This window comes from Kitasatospora sp. YST-16, from assembly GCF_026802215.1.
Taxonomy (GTDB): Bacteria; Actinomycetota; Actinomycetes; order Streptomycetales; family Streptomycetaceae; genus Kitasatospora; species Kitasatospora cineracea.
This window is the reverse complement of sequence record NZ_CP113837.1, coordinates 4,712,926-4,731,946: the sequence shown is the minus strand read 5'-3', so window position 1 is coordinate 4,731,946 and position 19,021 is coordinate 4,712,926. Positions and strand designations below refer to the sequence as shown.

Here is a 19,021-nt window from a genome sequence, read left to right as displayed (position 1 = left end):
GTCGATCACCCCGGCCTGCTGCACCGTGCCGCCGGGCGCGGCGGCCGCCTTCGGCACCGTGTACACGGCGGACTGCGCGGCGGCGCCCCGGTGTACACGGCGGGCACCGCGGCCGCGCTGCCCGCGGGCGCCTGCCCGGTCCCGGGCTGCCGGAGCGCCGCGGCCTGCTGGACCGAGGAGTCCGGCAGCACCTTGATCTCGCTCTTCGGGACGGGCGTCTCCTTCAGCACCGTGTCCGGAGCGCAGTTCCCGGCCTGCTGCGGGTCGGCGGCCGCCGCCAGCGTCGGCGTGTAGGCCGCGCCGACCAGCAGCGCGGTCGGCACCGCGGCGATCGCCAGCGCCCGGCCGCGCAGCCGGGAGCGCACCCCTTCCCGGGGCACGGCGTGCCGCGGGCCGGGGACGGTCGGTTTCTCGGATCCGGTCACCGCTGCTCCTCCTCGGCGGGTGTGTGCGGGGCGGTGCCGTGCTCCAGCGGCGGCTCGGCCGCGGCCTGGGCGGGCAGCTGCGCGGTGGGCGCGCCGTCCGGTGCGGCGACGGACTCGGCGGTGCCCGCGTCGGCGCCCTCGGCGGCCGGCTTCGGCGGCAGCGGGGCCCAGGAGACCAGCAGGCCGCCGGCGACCAGGCCGGTCACCAGGCCCATGCCGAATCCGCCGAGGTTGGAGACCGGGATCGAGATCAGCGCCAGGATGGTGGTCGCCACGCCGCAGAAGACCCGCACCATCGGCTGGAACCAGGCGGTCAGCCCGAGCGCGATCATCAGCAGTCCGATGATCATCGAGCCGGCGCCGGCGGTGGTGGCCATCGCCACCGTCAGGCCGCCCAGGCTGAGGTGCGCGTAGGGGAAGTACAGGATCGGGACGCCCGCGATCATCGCAATCAGCCCACCCCAGAACGGCCGGGTGCGCCGCCAGGTGCGGAACCCCCGCCGGACTCGGCTGGCGAAGCCGACCTGGCCCTCGGGCCAGGCCTCGACGGTTGCGCTGGACATGGTGCGACTCCTCGATGGTGGGTCCGAGGGGAAAGACGGATGGCCCCGGGTGGGCCGGGGTGCGGTCCGGGGAGACGGCGCTCGGCCGCCTCCCCGGACCCGTGGTCCGCTGGCGGGCCCGACCTGCGGGCCCGCACTAGCCGCGGACTAGTAGCACTCGACGCCGTCGCCGGAGCCCTTGTTGATGTTGAGCTTCAGGCCGTTGAGCGTGAAGGTGCCGGCCGAGGTGGCCCACGCGGTCTGCTGGACGTGCTGCAGGTGCGCGGAATCGGCGGCCTGGGCGAAGCCCTGGGCGCCGCTCGGCAGCTTGCCGCCGTCGTGCTGGAGCTTGTCGACCGCGGAGCCCTTGAGGGTGCTCGCGTCCTGGCCGATGTTGATGTTCTTGAACTCGGCGTCCGCGTTCAGCTGGTTGAGGTCGATCAGCAGCTGCTGGGCGTCGACCTGCTTGGCCGCGTCGTCGCTCTGGCCGGCCCGCAGGACCAGGGTCCACTTGCCGAGCCCGACACCGGAGAGGTCGGTGACGACCGACTGGCACAGGTTCTTCAGCTTCGCGTGGTCGAAGGCCGAGACCGCCACCGGGTGCAGGGTGCCGTTCGTCTCGGCGTCCACGCTGCCGAACTGCGAGAAGCCCTCGCCCTGCAGGTCGTCGACGGTGACCTTGAACTGCTGGCCGGAGACCGAGAACGAGGCCGCCAGCGCGGAGTTGGCCAGCGAGACGCCGATCGCGGCGGTGGCCGCGATGCTGGGCACCATCACCAGGGCGAAGCGCTTCCAGCGGGTCTTGCCGTAGGACTGGGACATGCGTGGTCCTCCTTCTAGGACGTACATCTCCGGCCGTTCCGGTGCGTCCCGCACGTGGTCCGGCCCGGGATGGGAGAGAGCTACGTCCTCGGTAGCGGAGAGCGCCTGCTGCCGTGGGGACGGCGCCGGCGATCACCCCCGAGCGACAACCAGGCGGCCGCGCGGGCTGCGCGACCGTTTCGAGGTCAGGAACCGCCGCGTGGGATCTGCGGTTACCCCCCTGTCCTCACCCGGTGGGGACCCCTCGTCGCCGAGGGACCGGGCGTCGCCGATCGTTGTCCAAACCGGAGCGGAGCACAAGAGGTCCGTTACTGACGGGTAATCCAACAGTGAACGGGGTCGATCATGGAATCGAAGGCTCCGCAACGGAGTGTGACCGAAATCGCGCGCACGGCCGATTCCGACCCGTGGAAACACCGACGAAACACCCCTCCGCGGTCACGAACCGTGACTACGGAGGGGTGTTATCAAGATTTGGTAAACGCGCCGGAACGGCACCCGAAAGTCGTCAAATCGCCGACGACACCGCAGGTCACCCGAGGTGTCACCGGGTGCCGCCGGGACGCCGCCCGGTGACACCCCGACCGCCCGTCAGAACAGCACCCGGGCCAGCGCCTGACGGGCCGCCACCGTGCGCGGGTCCTCCGGACCGATCACCTCGAACAGCTCCAGCAGCCGCACCCGGGCCGCGTCCCGGTCGTCGCCGAACGTCCGGGCGACGGTGTCGACCAGGCGTCCGAAGGCGTCCTCCACGTGCCCGCCGACCAGGTCCAGGTCGGCGGCCCGCAGCTGGGCCGGCACGTCCTTCGGGTCGCCCGCCGCGTCGGCCCGCACCTGCTGCGGGTCGAGCTGCTCCACCCGCTGCAGCAGCTGCGCCTGGGCCAGGCCCAGCTTGGCCTCGACGTGCCCGGGCCGGTCGCTCAGCACGTTCTGGTACGCCCGCACCGCGCCGGCCAGGTCACCCCGGTCCAGCGCCTCGTGCGCCGCCTCCAGCGCCGGGTCGGCCGGCACCCGCGGCTCGGCCGCCGCGTCCTCGCCGCCGCCCGCGCGGGTGCCGACGATGCCGAAGCGCTGCTCGGCCACCGCGATCAGCTGGTCCAGGATCTTGCGGACGTTGGCCTCGTTCTCGGCGCCCTGGAACAGCGGCACCAGCTGGCCCGCCACCACGGCCATCACGGCCGGGATGCCCTGGATGCCGAACTGCTGGGCGATCAGCTGGTTGGCGTCCACGTCGATCTTGGCGAGCACGATCCGGCCCGCGTACTCCTCGGCCAGGCGCTCGAGGATCGGGCTGAGCTGCTTGCACGGGCCGCACCACTCGGCCCAGAAGTCCACCACCACCGGGACCTCGGCCGAGCGCTGGACCACCTCGGACTCGAAGGTCTCCTCGGTGACGTCCAGCACCAGGGGGTGGTCCGCGAGCGCCGGGCCGTCGCCCGTCGCCGCCTGCCGGGCCCGCTCGGCCCGGGTCTGCTCGGCCTTCTGGGCGGCCTCTCCGGCCGCCTTCACCGCGGCGAGGTCCACCGCACCGCGCAGGGCGGAGCTGTTGAGACGCGAATTCCGTGACTGCATGGCTCTATCCTCCCCCGTCGGAGCCGGTGCCGGGCGCCAACCGCCCGGAAAAACCCGGAGCGGGCCGTCCGCCTCCCCGGCGGGGCCCGGACCGTCCGGTGCGGGTCCCCACCCGCACCGCGCGCCCGCCCGATCCCAGGGGCCGGGCGCGATTGGTCGTCGCTCTTTCGCTACTGGTCGTAGCGTATCTGCCCCCCGGGCTCCCCCCGCAAGCCCCGCACCCCCTCCCGGAGCGTGAGCTGCCCCACTTTCCACCGCGCGGCGGGTGCCGGTCACCACGGCATGTCGCTACCGTGGAACCACCAAGTTACTTCTGAGTAAACAAGCCAGGAGGCGCGGTGGCCCCCACCACCCGGCAGCCCGCCGAGCACCAGGACCCGCCCGCCGCGGACGCCCCGGCCTCCCCCGCCGCCCGCGGCAAGGGCCGCCCGCGCAGCGCCGCCGCCGACCAGGCCATCCTCGACGCCACCCGCGAGGCGCTCGCCGAACTCGGCTGGGGCGGGCTCACCATGGGCGACGTCGCCCAGCGGGCCGGCGTCGCCAAGACCACCCTCTACCGGCGCTGGCCGTCCAAGAGCGAGCTGGTCGTCGACGCCATCGCCAGCCTCTTCGACCAGTTGGAGTGCGCCGACCGCGGCAGCCTGCAGGCCGACATCGAGGCCGTGGTCGCCCGCTTCGCCGAACTGCTCACCCTCCCCGAGACCCAGGCCGCGCTGCTCGCCCTGTTCGCCGAGGGCTCCCGCGACCCGCAGCTGCGCCGGCGGATCCGGGAGCGGATCGTCCAGCCGCAGAAGGTGCTGGTCGAGCTCGGCCGGGCCAACGCCCAGGCCCGCGGCGAGATGGACCCGGACCGGGACCCGGCCGCCGCCGACGAGGAGATCGGCATCATCTTCGACACCATCGCCGGCACCGTCGAGCACCGGCTGCTGGTGAGCGGCGAACCCGTCACCCCCGAGTGGATCCGCCGCTTCACCACCCTGCTGCTGGGCCCCTTCCCGGGGCTGCTGCACCGCCCGGCCGCCGGGGCCTGACCGGCCCGCCGGGCCGGAAGGCCGGCGGGGTCAGAAGCTGGCGTTCTCCCGGTAGGTGCCCCACTCCTCGCGCAGGGCGTGGCAGATCTCGCCCAGGGTGGCCTCGGCGCGGACCGCGCGGAGCATCGGCTCGATCATGTTGGTGCCGGAGCGGGCGGCTTCGAGCATCGCGTCCAGGCCGGCCCGGACGGCGGCCTCGTCGCGGTGCGACTTGCGCTCGCGCAGGACCCGGACCTGCTCGCGTTCGACCTCGTGGCTGACCCGGAGGATCTCCAGTTCGGGGGTGACGCTGCGGGGGTGGCAGTTGACGCCGACCACCCGCTTGTCGCCCTTCTCGACGCCCTGCTGGTAGCGGAACGCGGCCTCGGCGATCTCGCCGGTGAACCAGCCCTCCTCGATGCCGCGCAGGATGCCGGAGGTCATCGGGCCGATCGGGTGCTCGGCGCTGCCCTTGTCGAGGATCTTCCGGAAGATCTCCTCGGTCTGGGCCTCGATCCGGTCGGTGAGCGCCTCGACGTACCAGGAGCCGCCGAGCGGGTCGGCGACGTTGGTGACGCCGGTCTCCTCCATGATCACCTGCTGGGTGCGCAGGGCGATCTCGGCGGCCTGCTCGCTGGGGAGGGCGAGGGTCTCGTCGAGGGCGTTGGTGTGCAGCGAGTTGGTGCCGCCGAGGACGGCGGACAGCGCCTCGACCGCGGTGCGCACCACGTTGTTGTACGGCTGCTGGGCGGTCAGCGAGACGCCCGCGGTCTGGGTGTGGAAGCGCAGCCACTGCGCCTTCTCGGTCTTCGCGCCGAAGTGGTCGCGCATCCAGCGGGCCCAGATCCGGCGGGCGGCGCGGAACTTGGCGATCTCCTCGAAGAAGTCGAGGTGGGCGTCGAAGAAGAAGGACAGGCCGGGGGCGAACACGTCGACGTCCAGGCCGCGGGAGAGGCCGAGTTCGACGTAGGCCAGGCCGTCGGCCAGCGTGTAGGCGAGCTCCTGGGCGGCCGTGGCCCCGGCCTCGCGGATGTGGTAGCCGGAGACCGAGAGCGGCTTGTAGGCGGGGATGCCCGCGGCGCAGTGCTCCATCAGGTCGCCGATCAGGCGCAGGTGCGGCTCGGGGGCGAACAGCCACTCCTTCTGCGCGATGTACTCCTTGAAGATGTCGGTCTGCAGGGTGCCGTTGAGCACGCCGGGGTCGACGCCCTGGCGCTCGGCGGCCACCAGGTACATGCAGAAGACCGGGACGGCCGGGCCGCTGATGGTCATCGAGGTGGTGACCTCGCCGAGCGGGATGCCGCGGAACAGCACCTCCATGTCTGCGGCGGAGTCGATGGCGACGCCGCAGTGGCCGACCTCGCCGAGCGAGCGGGCGTCGTCGGAGTCGTAGCCCATCAGGGTCGGCATGTCGAAGGCCACCGAGAGGCCGCCGCCGCCGGCCTCCAGGATCATCCGGTAGCGCTCGTTGGTCTGCTCGGCGTTGCCGAAGCCGGCGAACTGGCGGATGGTCCAGGCCCGGCCGCGGTAGCCGGTGGGGTGCAGGCCCCGGGTGTAGGGGTACTCGCCGGGCCAGCCGATCCGCTCGAAGCCCTCGACGTCCTGGCCGGCGGGCGGGCCGTAGACCGGGTCGACGTCCTCGCCGCTCAGCGTGGTGAAGTCCGCGTCGCGCTTGCGCGCCTTGTCGTACCGCTGCTGCCAGCGCTGCCGGCCGGCCTCGATCTGCTCGGCGTCCATCGGCTCCGACTCCCGCTCCGTACGGCCGCTCCGGTGGGGGCGGCGGAAGAACTGCTTGGATGTCCTAGTAATTTACTCGGACGTCCTAGTACCTGTCGATGGCGGCCCCCGGACACGCGGAGGGCGCCCCTTCCGGCGGAAGGGGCGCCCCGGCAGAGCGCTGGTGCGGGCGCGGTCAGGCGGCGACCGGCTCCGGCGTGACGATCAGCGGTGCGACCTCGCGGGTGACCCGGCGCTCGACGAAGAACACGGCGGTGGGGACGGTGCCGGCCAGCAGCGTCCAGGCGAGCTTGCCCATCGGCCACTTGGCCTTGGTGCCCAGGTCGAAGGCGAACGCCAGGTAGACCACGTACAGCCAGCCGTGCGCGATGCCGACCGCGGTGGTGAAGCCCGCCGCGCCCGAGATGTCGAGGACGTACTTGGCGATCACCCCGAGGGTGAGCAGGATCAGGAGCACACCGGTGAGGTAGGCCATGGCGCGGTAGCGGGTCAGCACACTCTGCTTCATGCAGTCGAGGGTAACCGCCCCTACGCGTCGCCCCGGTCGGGGCCCTCCTCGGCGGGGGGCTCGAAGTCGCCGGCGGCGACCCGCAGCGGGCGGAGCAGTTCGAACACCTCGTGGCAGGCGTCGGCGTCGTAGCCGTCCAGGCCGAACTCGACGGCGACGAGTTCGCGGGTGGCCTGCTCGACGACCTGGCGGCCGCGGTCGGTGATGGCGGCCAGCACGCCGCGGCCGTCGAGCGGGTTGGGGCGGCGGGTGACCAGGCCGGAGCGCTCCAGGCGGTCGACGGTGTTGGTGACGCTGGTGGGGTGGACCATCAGGCGCTCGCCGATCTTGGAGAGCGGGAGTTCGCCGGAGCGGCTGAAGGTGAGCAGCACCAGGGCCTCGTAGCGGGCGAAGGTGAGGCCGTAGGGCTTGACCACGGCGTCGACCCGGCCGAGCAGGATCTGGTGGGCGCGCATCACCGAGGTGATCGCCGCCATGGACGGCACCTTGCCCCAGCGGCGGGTCCAGAGCTCGTCGGCGCGGGCGATCGGGTCGAAGTCGAGGGCGAGGGGCTTGGGCACGCCCCCACCGTACCCGCGGGGCCCGGCAGGGGTAGCAGGTGTCCACGATGGTGGACAACCCGACCCCCTTGGCGGGATCACGCCAAACAGGCGAGGGCAGCCCGTTGGCTGCCCTTTACCGTGCATATTCCGGCAATATTCAGTGTTTTCAACGGAGTTGGGCCTTCGCCCAGCCCGCACCGCATGGTTCGCAGCGAAACCTCCGATTTCCCGGCACCCCCATTGCCGGTCCGCTGGCGAGAGTTTGCCAATAGTTGCCGAACCGCTGTTCCGGGATTCTCCGCGTCGTCATGCTTCTGGCCAGCCCCGTTCGACACCGCCGGCCCACCCCACCGGCGCCTGTCATCTGACCGCACGGAGCTGCACGTCAGCACCCGTTCCGCCCCAGCAGGCACTGACCTCGGTGCCCCGGAGCGCGGTGCGACCGCACAGACGCGGTTGATCCGGAAGGAACCCGTACGTGAAGCGAAAGCTCGCTGTCGGCGCCGTTCTCTCTGCCTCGGCCCTGCTGGCCGGCGCGATCCAGGTGAGCGCCGGCATGGCGTACGCCGCACCCAACCCCGCCTCCCTCAACCGCGGCGACCAGCTCGCGCTGGCCGCCGCCCAGGCCCCCGCCGCCGCCAAGGCCCTGGGCCTCGGCGCCCAGGAGAAGCTGGTCGTCAAGGACGTCGTCGTCGACGCCGACGGCACCCGCCACTTCCGCTACGAGCGCACCTACAACGGGCTGCCGGTGCTCGGCGGCGACCTGGTCGTGCACCAGGCCGCCAACGGCAAGCTGAAGTCCACCGACAAGGCCGTCGCCGGCAGCCTGGCCCCCGCCTCGCTGAGCCCGAAGCTGACGGCCGGCCAGGCCGCCGCCAAGGCGACCGGCGCGGTGCAGGCCACCGTCGGCATCACCAAGGACGCCGACGAGGCTGCCCTCACCTCGGTCTCCGGCTCGGGCAGCGACGCCCAGCTGGTGGTCTGGGCCGCCGACGGCGCCCCGCGGCTGGCCTACCGCACCACCGTGGAGGGCCTGCGGGCGGACGGCACCCCGAGCCGCCAGCTGCTGGTCACCGACGCGGACACCGGCGCGGTGCTCTCCACCCACGAGGAGATCCAGACCGCCAACGCGACCGGCTCCGGCAACGGCGTCTTCGTCGGCAACGTCTCGCTGACCACCAACTACACCGGTTCCGCATACCAGTTGAAGGACGCCACCCGCGGCGGCCAGTACACCACCACGCTGGCCAACAAGACCTCGGGCAAGGGCACCCTCTACTCGAAGTCCACCAACACCTGGGGCAACGGCCTGGCCTCCAACGGCGAGTCCGCGGCCGTCGACGCCCAGTACGGCGCGGCCGTCACCTGGGACTTCTACAAGAACACCTTCGGCCGGGCCGGCATCCGCGGCGACGGCGTCGGCGCGTACAGCCGGGTCCACTACGGGCGCAACTACGTCAACGCGTTCTGGGACGACAGCTGCTTCTGCATGACCTACGGCGACGGCGCCTCCAACAGCCACCCGCTGACCGAGCTCGACGTCTCCGGCCACGAGATGAGCCACGGTGTGACCTCCAACACCGCGAACCTCAACTACTCGGGCGAGTCCGGCGGCCTGAACGAGGCCACCTCCGACATCTTCGGCACCATGGTCGAGTTCTACGCGAACCTGCCGAAGGACAACCCGGACTACCTGATCGGCGAGCTGATCAACATCAACGGCGACGGCACGCCGCTGCGCTACATGGACAAGCCCTCCAAGGACGGCGCGTCCGCCGACTACTGGTCCTCCACCGTCGGCAGCAAGGACGTCCACTACTCCTCGGGCGTCGCCAACCACTTCTTCTACCTGCTGGCCGAGGGCAGCGGCGCCAAGACCATCAACGGCGTCAGCTACAACTCGCCCACCTACAGCGGCTCCTCGGTCACCGGCATCGGCCGGGACAAGGCCGCCCAGGTCTGGTACCGGGCGCTGAGCGTCTACATGACCTCGACCACCAACTACAAGGGCGCGCGCACCGCGACCCTGAGCGCGGCGAAGGACCTGTACGGCTCCGGCTCGGCCGAGTACAACGCGGTCGCGGCCGCGTGGACCGCGGTGAACGTCAGCTGACGCCGACCCGGTAGCAGAAAAGCCCGCGGCGGCCGGGCCTCCCACGAAGAGGCCCGGCCGCCGCGCACCACGTCCGGGGTCAGGCGGCGGCCGGCGCCGCCCCGTCCAGCTCGCCGCGCTCCTCCTTGGCCAGCATCCGCTCGGCGAAGAAGCCGCCGGTCGGCAGCACCGACAGCACGAACAGCAGCAGGCCGCGCTTCGGCTCCCAGCGGCGGGCCTGGTACGCCTGGACCAGGAACACCAGGTAGAGGATGAACAGCACGCCGTGCACCGTGCCCATCACCGGGACGGCGTTGAAGCTCGTGGTGCGCTTCAGCACCGAGCAGACCAGCAGCAGCAGGAACGACAGGCCCTCGGGGCCGGAGACCAGGCGCAGGCGGTGGACGGCGGCGACGCTCTTCACGGGGATTCCTCACGGGGGCAGGACGGGCGGCGGGTTTGTGAACGGATGCACAAGCCAGGCCTATTATCACCGACCCGACGCCGCGCCCGACCGCGGACCCCCTATTCTGCTGTGCTGCGCGCGACCCGACCGCCGGGCCGCGCAGACCCACGGGGGAACGCACCATGCTGAAACGGGACTGGAACCGGCACACCTGCGCCAAGCGCGGCCACATCACCTACGCGCCCGACGAGCCCGACCTGCGGACGCGCCTGCACACCGCCACCGCCGTCGGCACCGCCTGGCGCTGCCTGCGCTGCGGCGACTTCGCCCTCGGCGCCCCGCACGGCTCCGGCCCGGCCGAGGACGCGCCGCTGGTGCCCCGCGGCAAGGCGCTGCGCGACCTGTTCATCCTGCGCTTCCTGGCCGTCGAGCGGCTGCTGCGCGGCCTGCTGATCGTGGTCGTCGCCTGGGGCGTGTGGAAGTTCTCCAACAGCCAGGACGCGGTGCGCCGGATCTTCGACGAGAACCTGACCGTCTTCAAGCCGGTCACCGACCACTTCCACTTCGACCTGGAGCACTCGCCGATCGTCGACACCATCCGCAAGACCTTCGAGTACAAGCACTCCACCCTGGTCTACGTGGCCGCGGCGCTGGTGGTGTACGCGCTGATCGAGATCGTCGAGGCGTTCGGCCTGTGGTGGGGCCACCGCTGGGCCGAGTACCTGACCGTGGTCGCCACCGCCGCGTTCCTGCCGCTGGAGGGCTACGAACTCACCGAGCACGTCAGCGCGCTGAAGATCTGCACGCTGCTGCTGAACATCGCCGCGGTGCTCTGGATCATGCTCTCCAAGCGCCTGTTCGGCCTGCGCGGCGGCCGCGCCGCGTTCGAGGCCGAGCGGCACTCGGCCTCGCTGCTGGAGGTCGAGGTCTCCGCGGGGGCGCTGCCGCAGGCGGCCTGACCGCCGGGGATTCGTCCGGTATGTCCGCCTGACGGTATGTCCGATGTACGGGTTTCGTACCGAACGGGTACCAGCCCTCCCGGTTCCCCTCCCCAGCCGGGGAGGGGGCCGCTAGATTCCCGGACGTGGCACAGTTCCGACTCCAGGGGTCCAGAGTCCTCGCCGTCGATCTCGCCGGGGACACCGTCAAGGCACGCAACGGCTCGATGGTCGCCTACACCGGGCAGATGGGCTTCAAGAAGCTCACCGGCGGCGGCGACGGCCTGCGCGGCATGGTCACCCGCCGGCTCACCGGCGAACGCATGGAGGTCATGGAGGTGAAGGGGCAGGGCACCTGCTACTTCGCCGACAAGGCCACCGAGATCAACCTGGTCCGGCTGAACGGCGAGACGCTGTTCGTCGAGTCCGACAACCTGCTCGCCACCGAGGCGACGCTGCGCACCGGCACCTCCTTCACCGGCCTGAACGGCATGGCCAGCGGCAACGGCCTGTTCACCACCAAGGTCGAGGGCCAGGGCTGGGCCGCGGTCACCTCGGACGGCCCCGCGGTGGTCCTCCGGGTCTCCCAGGGCCTGCCGCTGCGGGTCGACCCGGGCGCGTACATCGCCCACACCGGCAACCTGCAGCGGGCGCTCAAGTCCGGGGCCGGCTGGACCACCCTGATCGGCGAGGGCGGCGGCGAGGCCATGCAGGTCGAGTTCACCGGCGAGGGCCTGGTCTACGTCCAGCCCTCCGAGCGCAGGACGCTGGGAGGCGAGGTCTGATGGCCTTCACCCGGATCAACAGCAAGATGATCTCCGCGCAGATCCTGCCCGGCCAGCGGGTCCTCTCCCAGCGCGGCTCGATGCTCGGCTACACCGGCGAGGTCTCCTTCCAGCCCAACCTGATGGGCGGCCAGGGCGGCGTGATGTCGATGATCGGCCGCCGGGTCGCCAACGAGGACACCCCGCTGATGACCGTCGAGGGCCACGGCACCGTGATGTTCGGCCACGGCGGCCACCACGTGCACGTGGTCGACCTCGTCGGCGACACCCTGTACGTGGAGGCCGACCGGCTGCTCGCCTTCGAGGGCAGCCTGCAGCAGTCCACCATGTTCATGGGCCAGCAGGGCGGCCTGATGGGCGTGGTCCGCGGCCAGGTGACCGGCCAGGGCCTGTTCACCACCAAGCTCACCGGCAAGGGCGCGGTCGCCGTGATGGCCCACGGCGGGGTGATCGAACTCCCGATCTTCCCCGGCCAGTCCGTCCACGTCGACCCGCAGGCCTACGTCGCGCACCGCGGCGAGGTCACCAACAAGCTCTCCACCGCCCTCGGCTGGCGCGACATGGTCGGCCGCGGCTCCGGCGAGGCGTTCCAGCTCGAACTGTCCGGGCAGGGCACGGTGTACGTGCAGGCCAGCGAGGTGAAGCTCTGATGTCCTACCCCCCGCAGCCCCCGCAGTCGCCCTACGGCCAGCAGCCGTACGGGCAGCAGCCGTACGGCCAGCAGCCCCCGCCGTACCCGCCGCAGGGCCCCCCGCCCGGGTACTCCCAGCAGCAGTACGAGCAGTCCCACCAGGCCACCCAGGCCGGGATGCACGTCCCGGTGCCGCCGCCCCACCAGGCGCCCCCCGCCGGGCAGTTCGGCGCGCCGGTGTTCCAGCCGCCCGGCGGCGACGGCCCGCAGGTCTGGGACGCCGGCACGCTGCCCGCCAACGACAACGTCAACCCGTACTGCTTCTCGGTCGACCTGAACGGCGCGTACTACCTGCAGAAGGGCAAGATGATCGCCTACTACGGCGAGATGCGCTTCTCCGGGATCGGCCGCGGCGCGCTCGACCAGCTCCTCGAACGGAACTTCAACTCCCCGCTGCACGCCGCCGACTGGGTGGTCGCCGAAGGGCGGGGCAAGCTGCTGCTCGCCGACCGCTCGTACGACCTCAACTCGTACGACCTGGAGGACGGCAACCTGACGGTGCGCTCGGGCAACCTGCTCGCCTTCGAGCCCACTCTGCAGCTCAAGCAGTCGATCATCCCCGGGTTCCTGACCCTGATCGGCACCGGCAAGTTCGTCGCCGCCTCCAACGGGCCGGTGCACTTCGTCGAGCCCCCGATCCGGGTCGACCCGCAGGCCCTGGTCGGCTGGGCCGACTGCCCCGCGCCCTGCCACCACTACGACCACGGCTACCTGCACGGCGTCCTCGGCGGCCTGCGGCACCTGACCGGGATCGGCGGCGCCAGCGGCGAGGAGCACCAGTTCGAGTTCATCGGGGCCGGGCAGGTGCTGATGCAGTCCTCCGAGACGCTGATGGCCGAGAGGTCCGTCGGCGTGGTCGGCGCGGAGCCGGGCATTCCCGGCGCGAACGTCCCGCAGCAGCACGGCGGCGGCGGGGCGGCGGGGCTCGGCAACCTGGGGGACCTGGGGCGGCGCTTCGGGCTCTGACGGGGGGTCCAGGGGGGCGCGAAGCCTGGTGAGCGCGAAACCAGGGGCGCGGGGAACTGCGCGCGGCGGAGGAGCACGTCAGCGAGTTCGCGGGATAGTGCAACACACTGTCCTACGAGGCGATCTGGCTGTGCGTGCTCGCTCGGCCGCGCAGTTCCCCGCGCCCCTGCTTGCGCAGGGCCTGGCGCGGCAGTTCTCCCCGTACCCCTGCTTTCGCAACGTCTGGCGCGGCAGTTCTCCCCTCGCCCCTGCTGGCATGGCTGGTCTCACACGGGTGTGAACTCCACCGGGAGGGAGACCAGGGCCCGGTGGATGGGGCCCGGGCGCCAGAGGACGTCCGGGGTGGGGACGGCTAGGCGGAGGTCGGTGAGGCGGCTGATCAGGTACTCGATGGCGGTGACGGCCATCAGGACGGCGGGTTGGCGGGCCGGGCAGCGGTGCGGGCCGGCGCCCCAGGCGAGGTGGGCGTAGGAGCCGCCGAGGGACTCGCTCTCGGCGGGGGTGAGCACGGCCTGCGCGTTGGCGGAGGCGTAGGAGACCAGCACCGGCTGCTCGGGGGTGAGCGGGGTGCCGTGGAAGACGATCTCGTGCCGGGGGTAGTGCGGGGAGAAGTTGGACAGCGGGGGGTCGTTCCAGAGCACTTCGTTGACCGCGTCGTGGGCGGTCATCGCGCCGCTGTGCAGCGAGCCGGCGTAGCGGTCGTCGGAGAGCATCCGCAGCAGCGCGTTGGCGATCAGGTTGGCGGTGGGCTCGTGGCCGGCCATCAGGGTGAGGGTGATGTGCCGGACGACCTCGTCGTCGGCGAGCTGGGCGGGGTGGCCGAGGAAGGCGGAGATCAGGTCGTGCCGGGGGGCGGTGCGGCGGTCGGCGACCTGTTCGGTGATGACGGCGACCAGGTCGGCGTACGCGGCGGCGGCGCCGGTGGAGGTTTCGAAGGAGCGGTTCATCGCGGTGCTGATCCGGTCGATGTCCGGGTCGGGGACGCCGTACCAGGAGGTGAGGATGAGCAGCGGGAGCCGGTAGGCGTACTGGGCGAGCAGGTCGGCCTTGCCGCCGCCGGCGAACTCGGCGATGAGCTGTTCGGCGACGGCGGTGGTGTCGCGTTGCAGCAGGTGGGGTTCGAGGATGCCGACGCTGTCGGTGATGACCTGGCGGTAGCGGGTGTGGGCGGGGCCGTCGGAGAAGAGGGCGGTGGGGCGCCAGCCGAACAGCGGGAGCAGCGGGGAGTCGGCGGGCTGGGTGGCCTGCCAGCGGCGCGGGTCGCGGGTCCAGGTGTCGGTGTCGCGGAGGACTTCGAGGGCGACGTGGTAGTCGGTGACCAGCCAGGCGTCGACGCCGGGGGCGAGTTCGACGGGGGCGAGCGGTCCGCGGTCGCGCAGCCGGGCGTAGTGGGCGTGCGGGTCGGCGGCGAACTGGGGCCCGTAGAGGGCGGTGCGGGGGGTCACGGGGCGGTCTCCTGGGGGAGGCGGTCCAGGACGTGTTCGGTGAGGGCGATCAGGGCGTCGACGCAGCCTTCGCGTTCGCGGGCGTCGACTTCGACCAGCGGGGTGGCGGGGTCGAGGTCGAGGGCGGCGCGGATCGCGTCGAGGGCGATCGGCGGGGTGTCGGGGAAGCGGTTGACGGCGACGGCGTAGGGCAGGCCGGCTTCCTCGATCAGGTCCATGGCGTCGAAGGCGTCGGCGAGCCGGCGGGTGTCGGCCAGCACGAGGGCGCCGAGGGCGCCGCGGGCGAGGTCCTCCCAGAGCGGGAGGAAGCGGCGCTGGCCGGGGGTGCCGAACAGGTAGAGGACGAACTCGCCCCCGGAGAGGGTGAGTCGGCCGAAGTCGACGGCGACGGTGGTGGCGGTCTTGCCGGGGGTGCGGCTGAGGTCGTCGACCGGGAGGCTGGCCGCGGTCATGGTCTCCTCGGTGTGCAGCGTCGGGATCTCCGACAGGGTGCGCACGAAGGTGGTCTTGCCGACCCCGAAGGGCCCGGTGACCATGAGTTTCATCAGGATCGGGTCGGTGGGGGGCAGGTAGGCCGGGGCCCCCGAGGGTCCGTCACCGGGCAGGGTGGCGGTGCTACTTGAGGGCGCGAAGTCCACTGAGGAGCCTTTCGGCGAGGTCCCGGTTGACCGGCTGGGCGGAGGGGATCGGCGCGCGGACCGCCAGGGCGCCGCGTTCGGCCAGGTCGGCGGCGATGAAGACGGTCGCGCTGACGGGCAGCCGCAGGTGGGCGGCGGCCTCGGCGACGGTCAGGGCGCCGGGGCGGACGAGTTCCCATAACTGGCGGTGTTCGCCGCCGAGTCCGGCCGGGAGGTCGGCGGCGGCGTGCAGCACGCTGAGCCGTTCCAGGCGGTGGGTGCCGGCCGCGGCGGTGCGGCCCTGGGTGGCGAGGTAGGCGGGCACCAGGCGGCGGTGGGGGCCCTGCGGGCGGGGGGAGGCGGTCATGTGCGGCTCGCTTCCCGGGCGGGGCTGGCCAGGGCCCGGGCGAGCGCGGCGACCTGGACCTGCATCTGGTAGGCGATGGTGCCGAGGTCGGCGCCGGGGAGGGCGAAGACGGCCAGCGAGGAGTTCTCGCCGGCCGGGGTGACCACGGCGTAGCCGTGCTCGGACTCGACCACGGTCTGGTTGAGCTTGACCTTCTCGGCGCCGGTGAAGGCGGTGGTGAAGGCGCGGGCGGCGGCGTGCAGCGAGGCGGTCATGGCGGCGACCCGGTCGGCGCCGTCCCGGCCGAGGTCGGCGGAGTGGCCGGTGACCAGGCCGTCGCCGGTGGCGATGACGGCGTTCTGGACGCCGGGCAGGTCGAGCAGCGGGGTGAGGACCCAGGAGAGGTCCTCGGTGTGGCGGCGGAGCTGGGCGGTCACGGGGTTTCGACTCCTTCGGGTGCGGCGGGTCCTGCGGGGCGCGCCGGCCGGTCGGCGGCGCTGCGTCCGGCGGCGGTGCCGGACTGGAGGGCCGACCACGCGCTGCGGGCCCGGTCGGGGGTGGTGCCCGCCGGGGCGGGGAGGGGGGACGGCGCGTCCTGGTGCGGGACGCGGGGGGCGCGGCGCTTGCGGGTGGGCAGGGCGTCGCCCGCGTCGAACACCGGGGCGGTCTGGGTGATCGGGCGGGGGGCCAGGGCGGAGAGCGGGGCGGCCGGGTCGGTGAGGGTGAGCAGGTCGGCGGGCAGCCGCAGGATGGCGCGGACGCCGCCGTACGGGGAGGGTTCGACCCGGCAGCCGAAGCCGAACTGGCGGCAGAGCAGGCCGATCACCGCGAAGCCGGCCTGCGGCGGGTCGCCGAGTTCGGTGAGCAGCACCTCGGCCTGGCCGTCGAGCAGGTCGCGGGCCCGTTCGAGCTGGTCGGGCTCCATGCCGACGCCCATGTCGTCGACCACGACCAGGGCGCCGGAGCTGCCCTGTTCGACGGAGACCACGACCCGGGTCTCGGGGTGCGAGTAGGCGGTGGCGTTGCCGAGGATCTCGGCGAGCGCGATGGCGACGGGTTCGGCGGCCCGGGCGGCCACCGCGAGCCGGGGTTCGCGCAGGTGGTTGGTGATCTCGACGCGGGCGTAGCCGGCCACCCGGGACTGCGCGCCGACGCAGAGTTCGGCGAGCGGGGAGTCCTCCCGGGTCATGCCGGGCCAGGCGCCGGAGAGCACGGCGAGGGACTGGACCCGGCGCAGGGTGAGTTCGTTGCGGAAGTCGAGGGCGAGCATCCGGGGGTCGTCGACGGTGAGCTGGATCTCCTCCAGCAGCGAGCGGACCTGGATCAGCAGCGCCTGGATCTTGGAGGCGGCGCCGCGCAGGGCGGCCCGGGCGGCGGCGTCGGTGCGTTCGCGTTCGGCGAGCGCGGCGCGGACGGCGGTGCCCAGGACGGCGTCCAGGGCGCGGTGCAGTTCCTCGTGGCCGGTGCCGGTGTCGAGCGGGCCGGGGACGGGGGTGCGGGGGTGGGTGAGCGCGGTGGCGGCGGCGGGCAGGCGTTCGTGCGCGAGGTGGGTGAGTTCGCGGACGGCGGTGGCCAGCCGGGCTTCGGCGAGGGTGTGCCGGGCCTCGGCGGCGTGGGCCCGGCCGTCGGCCGTGCGGGCGCGTTCCTCGCCGGTGCGGGCGCGGTCCTCGGCGGCCCGGGCGCGGACTTCGGCGCCCTGGGCGCGGGTCTCGGCCTCGGTGGCGCGCTGGGTGGCGACCCGGGCGGTGCGGGTGGCCCGCCGGGCCGACCAGAGCAGGGGTCCTGCGGTCAGCGCGGCACCGGCCAGCAGGGCGAGCACGATCTCGACCATGGGGTCCTCGGGGAAGTCGTCGCTGGGGTCGGAGGGGGGGTGCTGGGGTCGGTTCAGGCGGTGCGGGCGGCGCGCTGCCGGGCCAGGCCGGCCATCCGGCCGACGACCTCGAGCATGGCGGGGGGTTCGGCGCCGTCGAGGTGCCGGTACTCGGTGCCGATGGTGACCAGCAGCCGTTCGGGGAGGCCGAGTTCGGGGTAGCGGGCCTCGTCGATGACGGCCCGGGCGGCTTCGGCGGCGGTGCGGCCGGCGGCGTGCAGGGCGTGCGCGCGGTCGCGGACGTAGCGCAGGTAGCCGGCGTGGGCGCGCAGGTCGGCGCGGGTGAGCAGCGGGCCGTGGCCGGGGACGACGGTCTCGGCGCCGGTGTCGAGCAGCCGTTCGACGGCGTCGATGACGTTGCCGAGCGGGCCGGCCCAGTGCACGGGGTGGTCGCCGGGGCGCTCGGCGGTGGAGCCGAAGACGATGTCGCCGGTGAAGACGGTGGAGCGGGTGGGCAGGTGGACGATCAGGTCGCCGCTGGTGTGGGCCGGCGGGAGGCTGCTGATCTGCACCGGGATGTCGCCGACGCGCAGGTCGAGTTCGCCGGTGAAGACGGTGTCGGGGACGACCGGCGGGGTGTCGGCCCAGTCGAAGCAGCCGAAGTGCTCGTGCAGGTAGGCGCCGGTGTCGTCGTCCTTGTCGAGGTTCTGCAGCAGGGCGTGCTGCTGCTCGGGGGTCGGCTCGTAGGCGATGTGGTGCAGGGCCTCGCGGGTGGTGATGACCTCGGCGTCGGGCAGGACGCCGGCGCCCCAGAGGTGGTCGCCGTTGGCGTGGGTGACCACGATCCGGCCGACCTCGGTGCCGGGGGCGAGGACGGCGCGGGTGCGCTCCAGGAACTCGCCGGCCAGGGTGCGGTCGTAGGGGGTGTCGATCCACAGCGCGGAGCCGCCGGCGGTGACCAGGCCGCAGTTGGCCAGTCCCCAACCACGTTGCTGCGGCTGCCATGCGTATATACCGTCGGCTATCGAATGGAAGTGCGCGCTCCGCGTCGTCATGGGCGCGATTATGCCCAACTCTGTGTCACCGTTTGACTCCGGGCCGGGAATTGGCCACGAGCGGCCGGATCCGGCCGGGTGGGGCGGCGGTGGTGCGTGGGCGGAGCACTCGGTCCGGACCGCGGTCGGGCGCGGCGGTCCGGGTGGTGAATTCGTACAACATTGAACAACTTCGGCTATACTCGGCCGCATGGACAACCCTGTGACCGAAGCGCCCGCGGTCCCCGCCTCCCGCCGGGACGGCGAGGCGGACACCCCGTGGCTCGACGCCCGCGAGCAGCGGTTCTGGCGCGCCCACCTGGAGGTCGGCAAGCTGCTCGACCACCAGCTGAGCCGGGAGCTGCAGGCGCACAACCTCGCCATCAACGACTACGAGATCCTGGTGGTGCTCTCCGAGTCCCCGGACCGCCGGATGCGGATGACCGACCTGGCCACCGCCACCCTGCAGTCCAAGAGCCGGCTCTCGCACCAGATCACCCGGATGGAGACGGCCGGCCTGGTGCTGCGCCAGGAGTGCCCGGGCGACCGCCGCGGCCTGTACGCGCACCTGACCGAGCACGGCTGGGAGACGCTCCGCAAGGTCGCCCCGGACCACGTCCGCAGCGTCCGCGAGCACTTCATCGACCGGCTCACCGACGAGCAGCTGGACGCGCTGTACGCGGCCCTGGCCCCGATCGCCGAGCACCTGCGCGGGCTCCGCGGCCGGGGCTGA

General features: G+C 72.7%; 21 protein-coding genes. 7 read left to right on the top strand and 14 right to left on the bottom strand.

What is annotated here, in order from left to right:
- Positions 1 to 5: 5 nt before the first annotated feature.
- From OU787_RS21750 to trxA, 4 genes are all read right to left on the bottom strand, one after another.
- Positions 6 to 425, bottom strand: a complete 420-nt coding sequence (locus tag OU787_RS21750) for a hypothetical protein (protein ID WP_268660315.1) — start codon at positions 423 to 425, stop codon at positions 6 to 8.
- Complete coding sequence (locus OU787_RS21745; protein WP_268660314.1) at positions 422 to 988, bottom strand: DUF6114 domain-containing protein; 567 nt, start codon at positions 986 to 988, stop codon at positions 422 to 424. The genes OU787_RS21750 and OU787_RS21745 overlap by 4 nt, the downstream gene beginning before the upstream one ends.
- Positions 989 to 1,135: 147 nt before the next feature.
- Positions 1,136 to 1,789: a DUF6230 family protein gene (locus tag OU787_RS21740; protein WP_268660313.1), complete on the bottom strand. Its 654-nt coding sequence runs from the start codon at positions 1,787 to 1,789 to the stop codon at positions 1,136 to 1,138.
- Positions 1,790 to 2,380: 591 nt separating this feature from the next.
- Positions 2,381 to 3,361 carry a thioredoxin gene (trxA, locus tag OU787_RS21735; RefSeq protein ID WP_268660312.1) on the bottom strand — a complete coding sequence of 327 codons (981 nt, stop codon included), beginning with the start codon at positions 3,359 to 3,361 and terminating at the stop codon, positions 2,381 to 2,383.
- A 338-nt stretch (positions 3,362 to 3,699) separates the two neighbouring features.
- On the opposite strand from trxA, the gene OU787_RS21730 reads away from it, so the two are divergent.
- A complete protein-coding gene (locus OU787_RS21730) occupies positions 3,700 to 4,392 on the top strand; it encodes a TetR/AcrR family transcriptional regulator (RefSeq protein WP_030457681.1) in 693 nt (230 codons plus the stop codon).
- Between the two features lie 30 nt (positions 4,393 to 4,422).
- On the opposite strand, the gene OU787_RS21725 is transcribed toward OU787_RS21730, so the two are convergent.
- From OU787_RS21725 to OU787_RS21715, 3 genes are all read right to left on the bottom strand, one after another.
- On the bottom strand, positions 4,423 to 6,108 hold the full coding sequence (locus tag OU787_RS21725; protein WP_030457682.1) for an acyl-CoA mutase large subunit family protein: 1,686 nt from the start codon (positions 6,106 to 6,108) through the stop codon (positions 4,423 to 4,425).
- Between the two features lie 175 nt (positions 6,109 to 6,283).
- Positions 6,284 to 6,616 (bottom strand): DUF3817 domain-containing protein, encoded by a 333-nt coding sequence (locus OU787_RS21720; RefSeq protein WP_030457683.1) that lies wholly within the window; start codon positions 6,614 to 6,616, stop codon positions 6,284 to 6,286.
- 20 nt (positions 6,617 to 6,636) lie between these two features.
- A complete protein-coding gene (locus OU787_RS21715) occupies positions 6,637 to 7,176 on the bottom strand; it encodes a MarR family winged helix-turn-helix transcriptional regulator (protein ID WP_030457684.1) in 540 nt (179 codons plus the stop codon).
- 460 nt (positions 7,177 to 7,636) lie between these two features.
- Here OU787_RS21715 and OU787_RS21710 point away from each other — a divergent pair, with 460 nt between their 5' ends.
- A complete protein-coding gene (locus OU787_RS21710) occupies positions 7,637 to 9,271 on the top strand; it encodes a M4 family metallopeptidase (protein WP_268660311.1) in 1,635 nt (544 codons plus the stop codon).
- Positions 9,272 to 9,350: 79 nt separating this feature from the next.
- Here the strand turns inward: OU787_RS21710 and OU787_RS21705 are convergent, their stop codons facing one another.
- Positions 9,351 to 9,680, bottom strand: coding sequence for a DUF3817 domain-containing protein (locus OU787_RS21705; RefSeq protein WP_035953674.1), 330 nt, complete (start codon positions 9,678 to 9,680; stop codon positions 9,351 to 9,353).
- A 161-nt stretch (positions 9,681 to 9,841) separates the two neighbouring features.
- Between OU787_RS21705 and OU787_RS21700 the strand changes: the two genes are divergently transcribed.
- The 4 genes from OU787_RS21700 to OU787_RS21685 all read left to right on the top strand — a co-directional run bounded on the left by OU787_RS21700 (position 9,842) and on the right by OU787_RS21685 (position 13,036).
- Positions 9,842 to 10,615: a DUF2127 domain-containing protein gene (locus tag OU787_RS21700; protein WP_268661904.1), complete on the top strand. Its 774-nt coding sequence runs from the start codon at positions 9,842 to 9,844 to the stop codon at positions 10,613 to 10,615.
- Between the two features lie 125 nt (positions 10,616 to 10,740).
- A complete protein-coding gene (locus OU787_RS21695; protein WP_268660310.1) occupies positions 10,741 to 11,379 on the top strand; it encodes an AIM24 family protein in 639 nt (212 codons plus the stop codon).
- Complete coding sequence (locus tag OU787_RS21690) at positions 11,379 to 12,029, top strand: AIM24 family protein (protein ID WP_268660309.1); 651 nt, start codon at positions 11,379 to 11,381, stop codon at positions 12,027 to 12,029. The genes OU787_RS21695 and OU787_RS21690 overlap by 1 nt, the downstream gene beginning before the upstream one ends.
- A gap of 158 nt (positions 12,030 to 12,187) precedes the next feature.
- Positions 12,188 to 13,036, top strand: coding sequence for an AIM24 family protein (locus tag OU787_RS21685; RefSeq protein ID WP_051816493.1), 849 nt, complete (start codon positions 12,188 to 12,190; stop codon positions 13,034 to 13,036).
- 266 nt (positions 13,037 to 13,302) lie between these two features.
- Here OU787_RS21685 and OU787_RS21680 read toward each other — a convergent pair whose 3' ends face one another.
- The 6 genes from OU787_RS21680 to OU787_RS21655 all read right to left on the bottom strand — a co-directional run bounded on the left by OU787_RS21680 (position 13,303) and on the right by OU787_RS21655 (position 18,309).
- Complete coding sequence (locus tag OU787_RS21680) at positions 13,303 to 14,481, bottom strand: cytochrome P450 (RefSeq protein ID WP_030457691.1); 1,179 nt, start codon at positions 14,479 to 14,481, stop codon at positions 13,303 to 13,305.
- Complete coding sequence (locus tag OU787_RS21675) at positions 14,478 to 15,026, bottom strand: GTP-binding protein (protein WP_268661903.1); 549 nt, start codon at positions 15,024 to 15,026, stop codon at positions 14,478 to 14,480. The genes OU787_RS21680 and OU787_RS21675 overlap by 4 nt, the downstream gene beginning before the upstream one ends.
- A 70-nt stretch (positions 15,027 to 15,096) precedes the next feature.
- Positions 15,097 to 15,465 carry a DUF742 domain-containing protein gene (locus OU787_RS21670; RefSeq protein ID WP_030457693.1) on the bottom strand — a complete coding sequence of 123 codons (369 nt, stop codon included), beginning with the start codon at positions 15,463 to 15,465 and terminating at the stop codon, positions 15,097 to 15,099.
- On the bottom strand, positions 15,462 to 15,881 hold the full coding sequence (locus OU787_RS21665; RefSeq protein WP_268660308.1) for a roadblock/LC7 domain-containing protein: 420 nt from the start codon (positions 15,879 to 15,881) through the stop codon (positions 15,462 to 15,464). The genes OU787_RS21670 and OU787_RS21665 overlap by 4 nt, the downstream gene beginning before the upstream one ends.
- The gene (locus OU787_RS21660; protein ID WP_268660307.1) at positions 15,878 to 17,275 is read right to left on the bottom strand and encodes an ATP-binding protein; all 1,398 of its coding nucleotides are present in this window, start codon (positions 17,273 to 17,275) and stop codon (positions 15,878 to 15,880) included. The genes OU787_RS21665 and OU787_RS21660 overlap by 4 nt, the downstream gene beginning before the upstream one ends.
- A gap of 53 nt (positions 17,276 to 17,328) precedes the next feature.
- On the bottom strand, positions 17,329 to 18,309 hold the full coding sequence (locus tag OU787_RS21655; RefSeq protein WP_268660306.1) for an MBL fold metallo-hydrolase: 981 nt from the start codon (positions 18,307 to 18,309) through the stop codon (positions 17,329 to 17,331).
- Between the two features lie 190 nt (positions 18,310 to 18,499).
- On the opposite strand from OU787_RS21655, the gene OU787_RS21650 reads away from it, so the two are divergent.
- A complete protein-coding gene (locus OU787_RS21650) occupies positions 18,500 to 19,021 on the top strand; it encodes a MarR family winged helix-turn-helix transcriptional regulator (RefSeq protein WP_030457697.1) in 522 nt (173 codons plus the stop codon).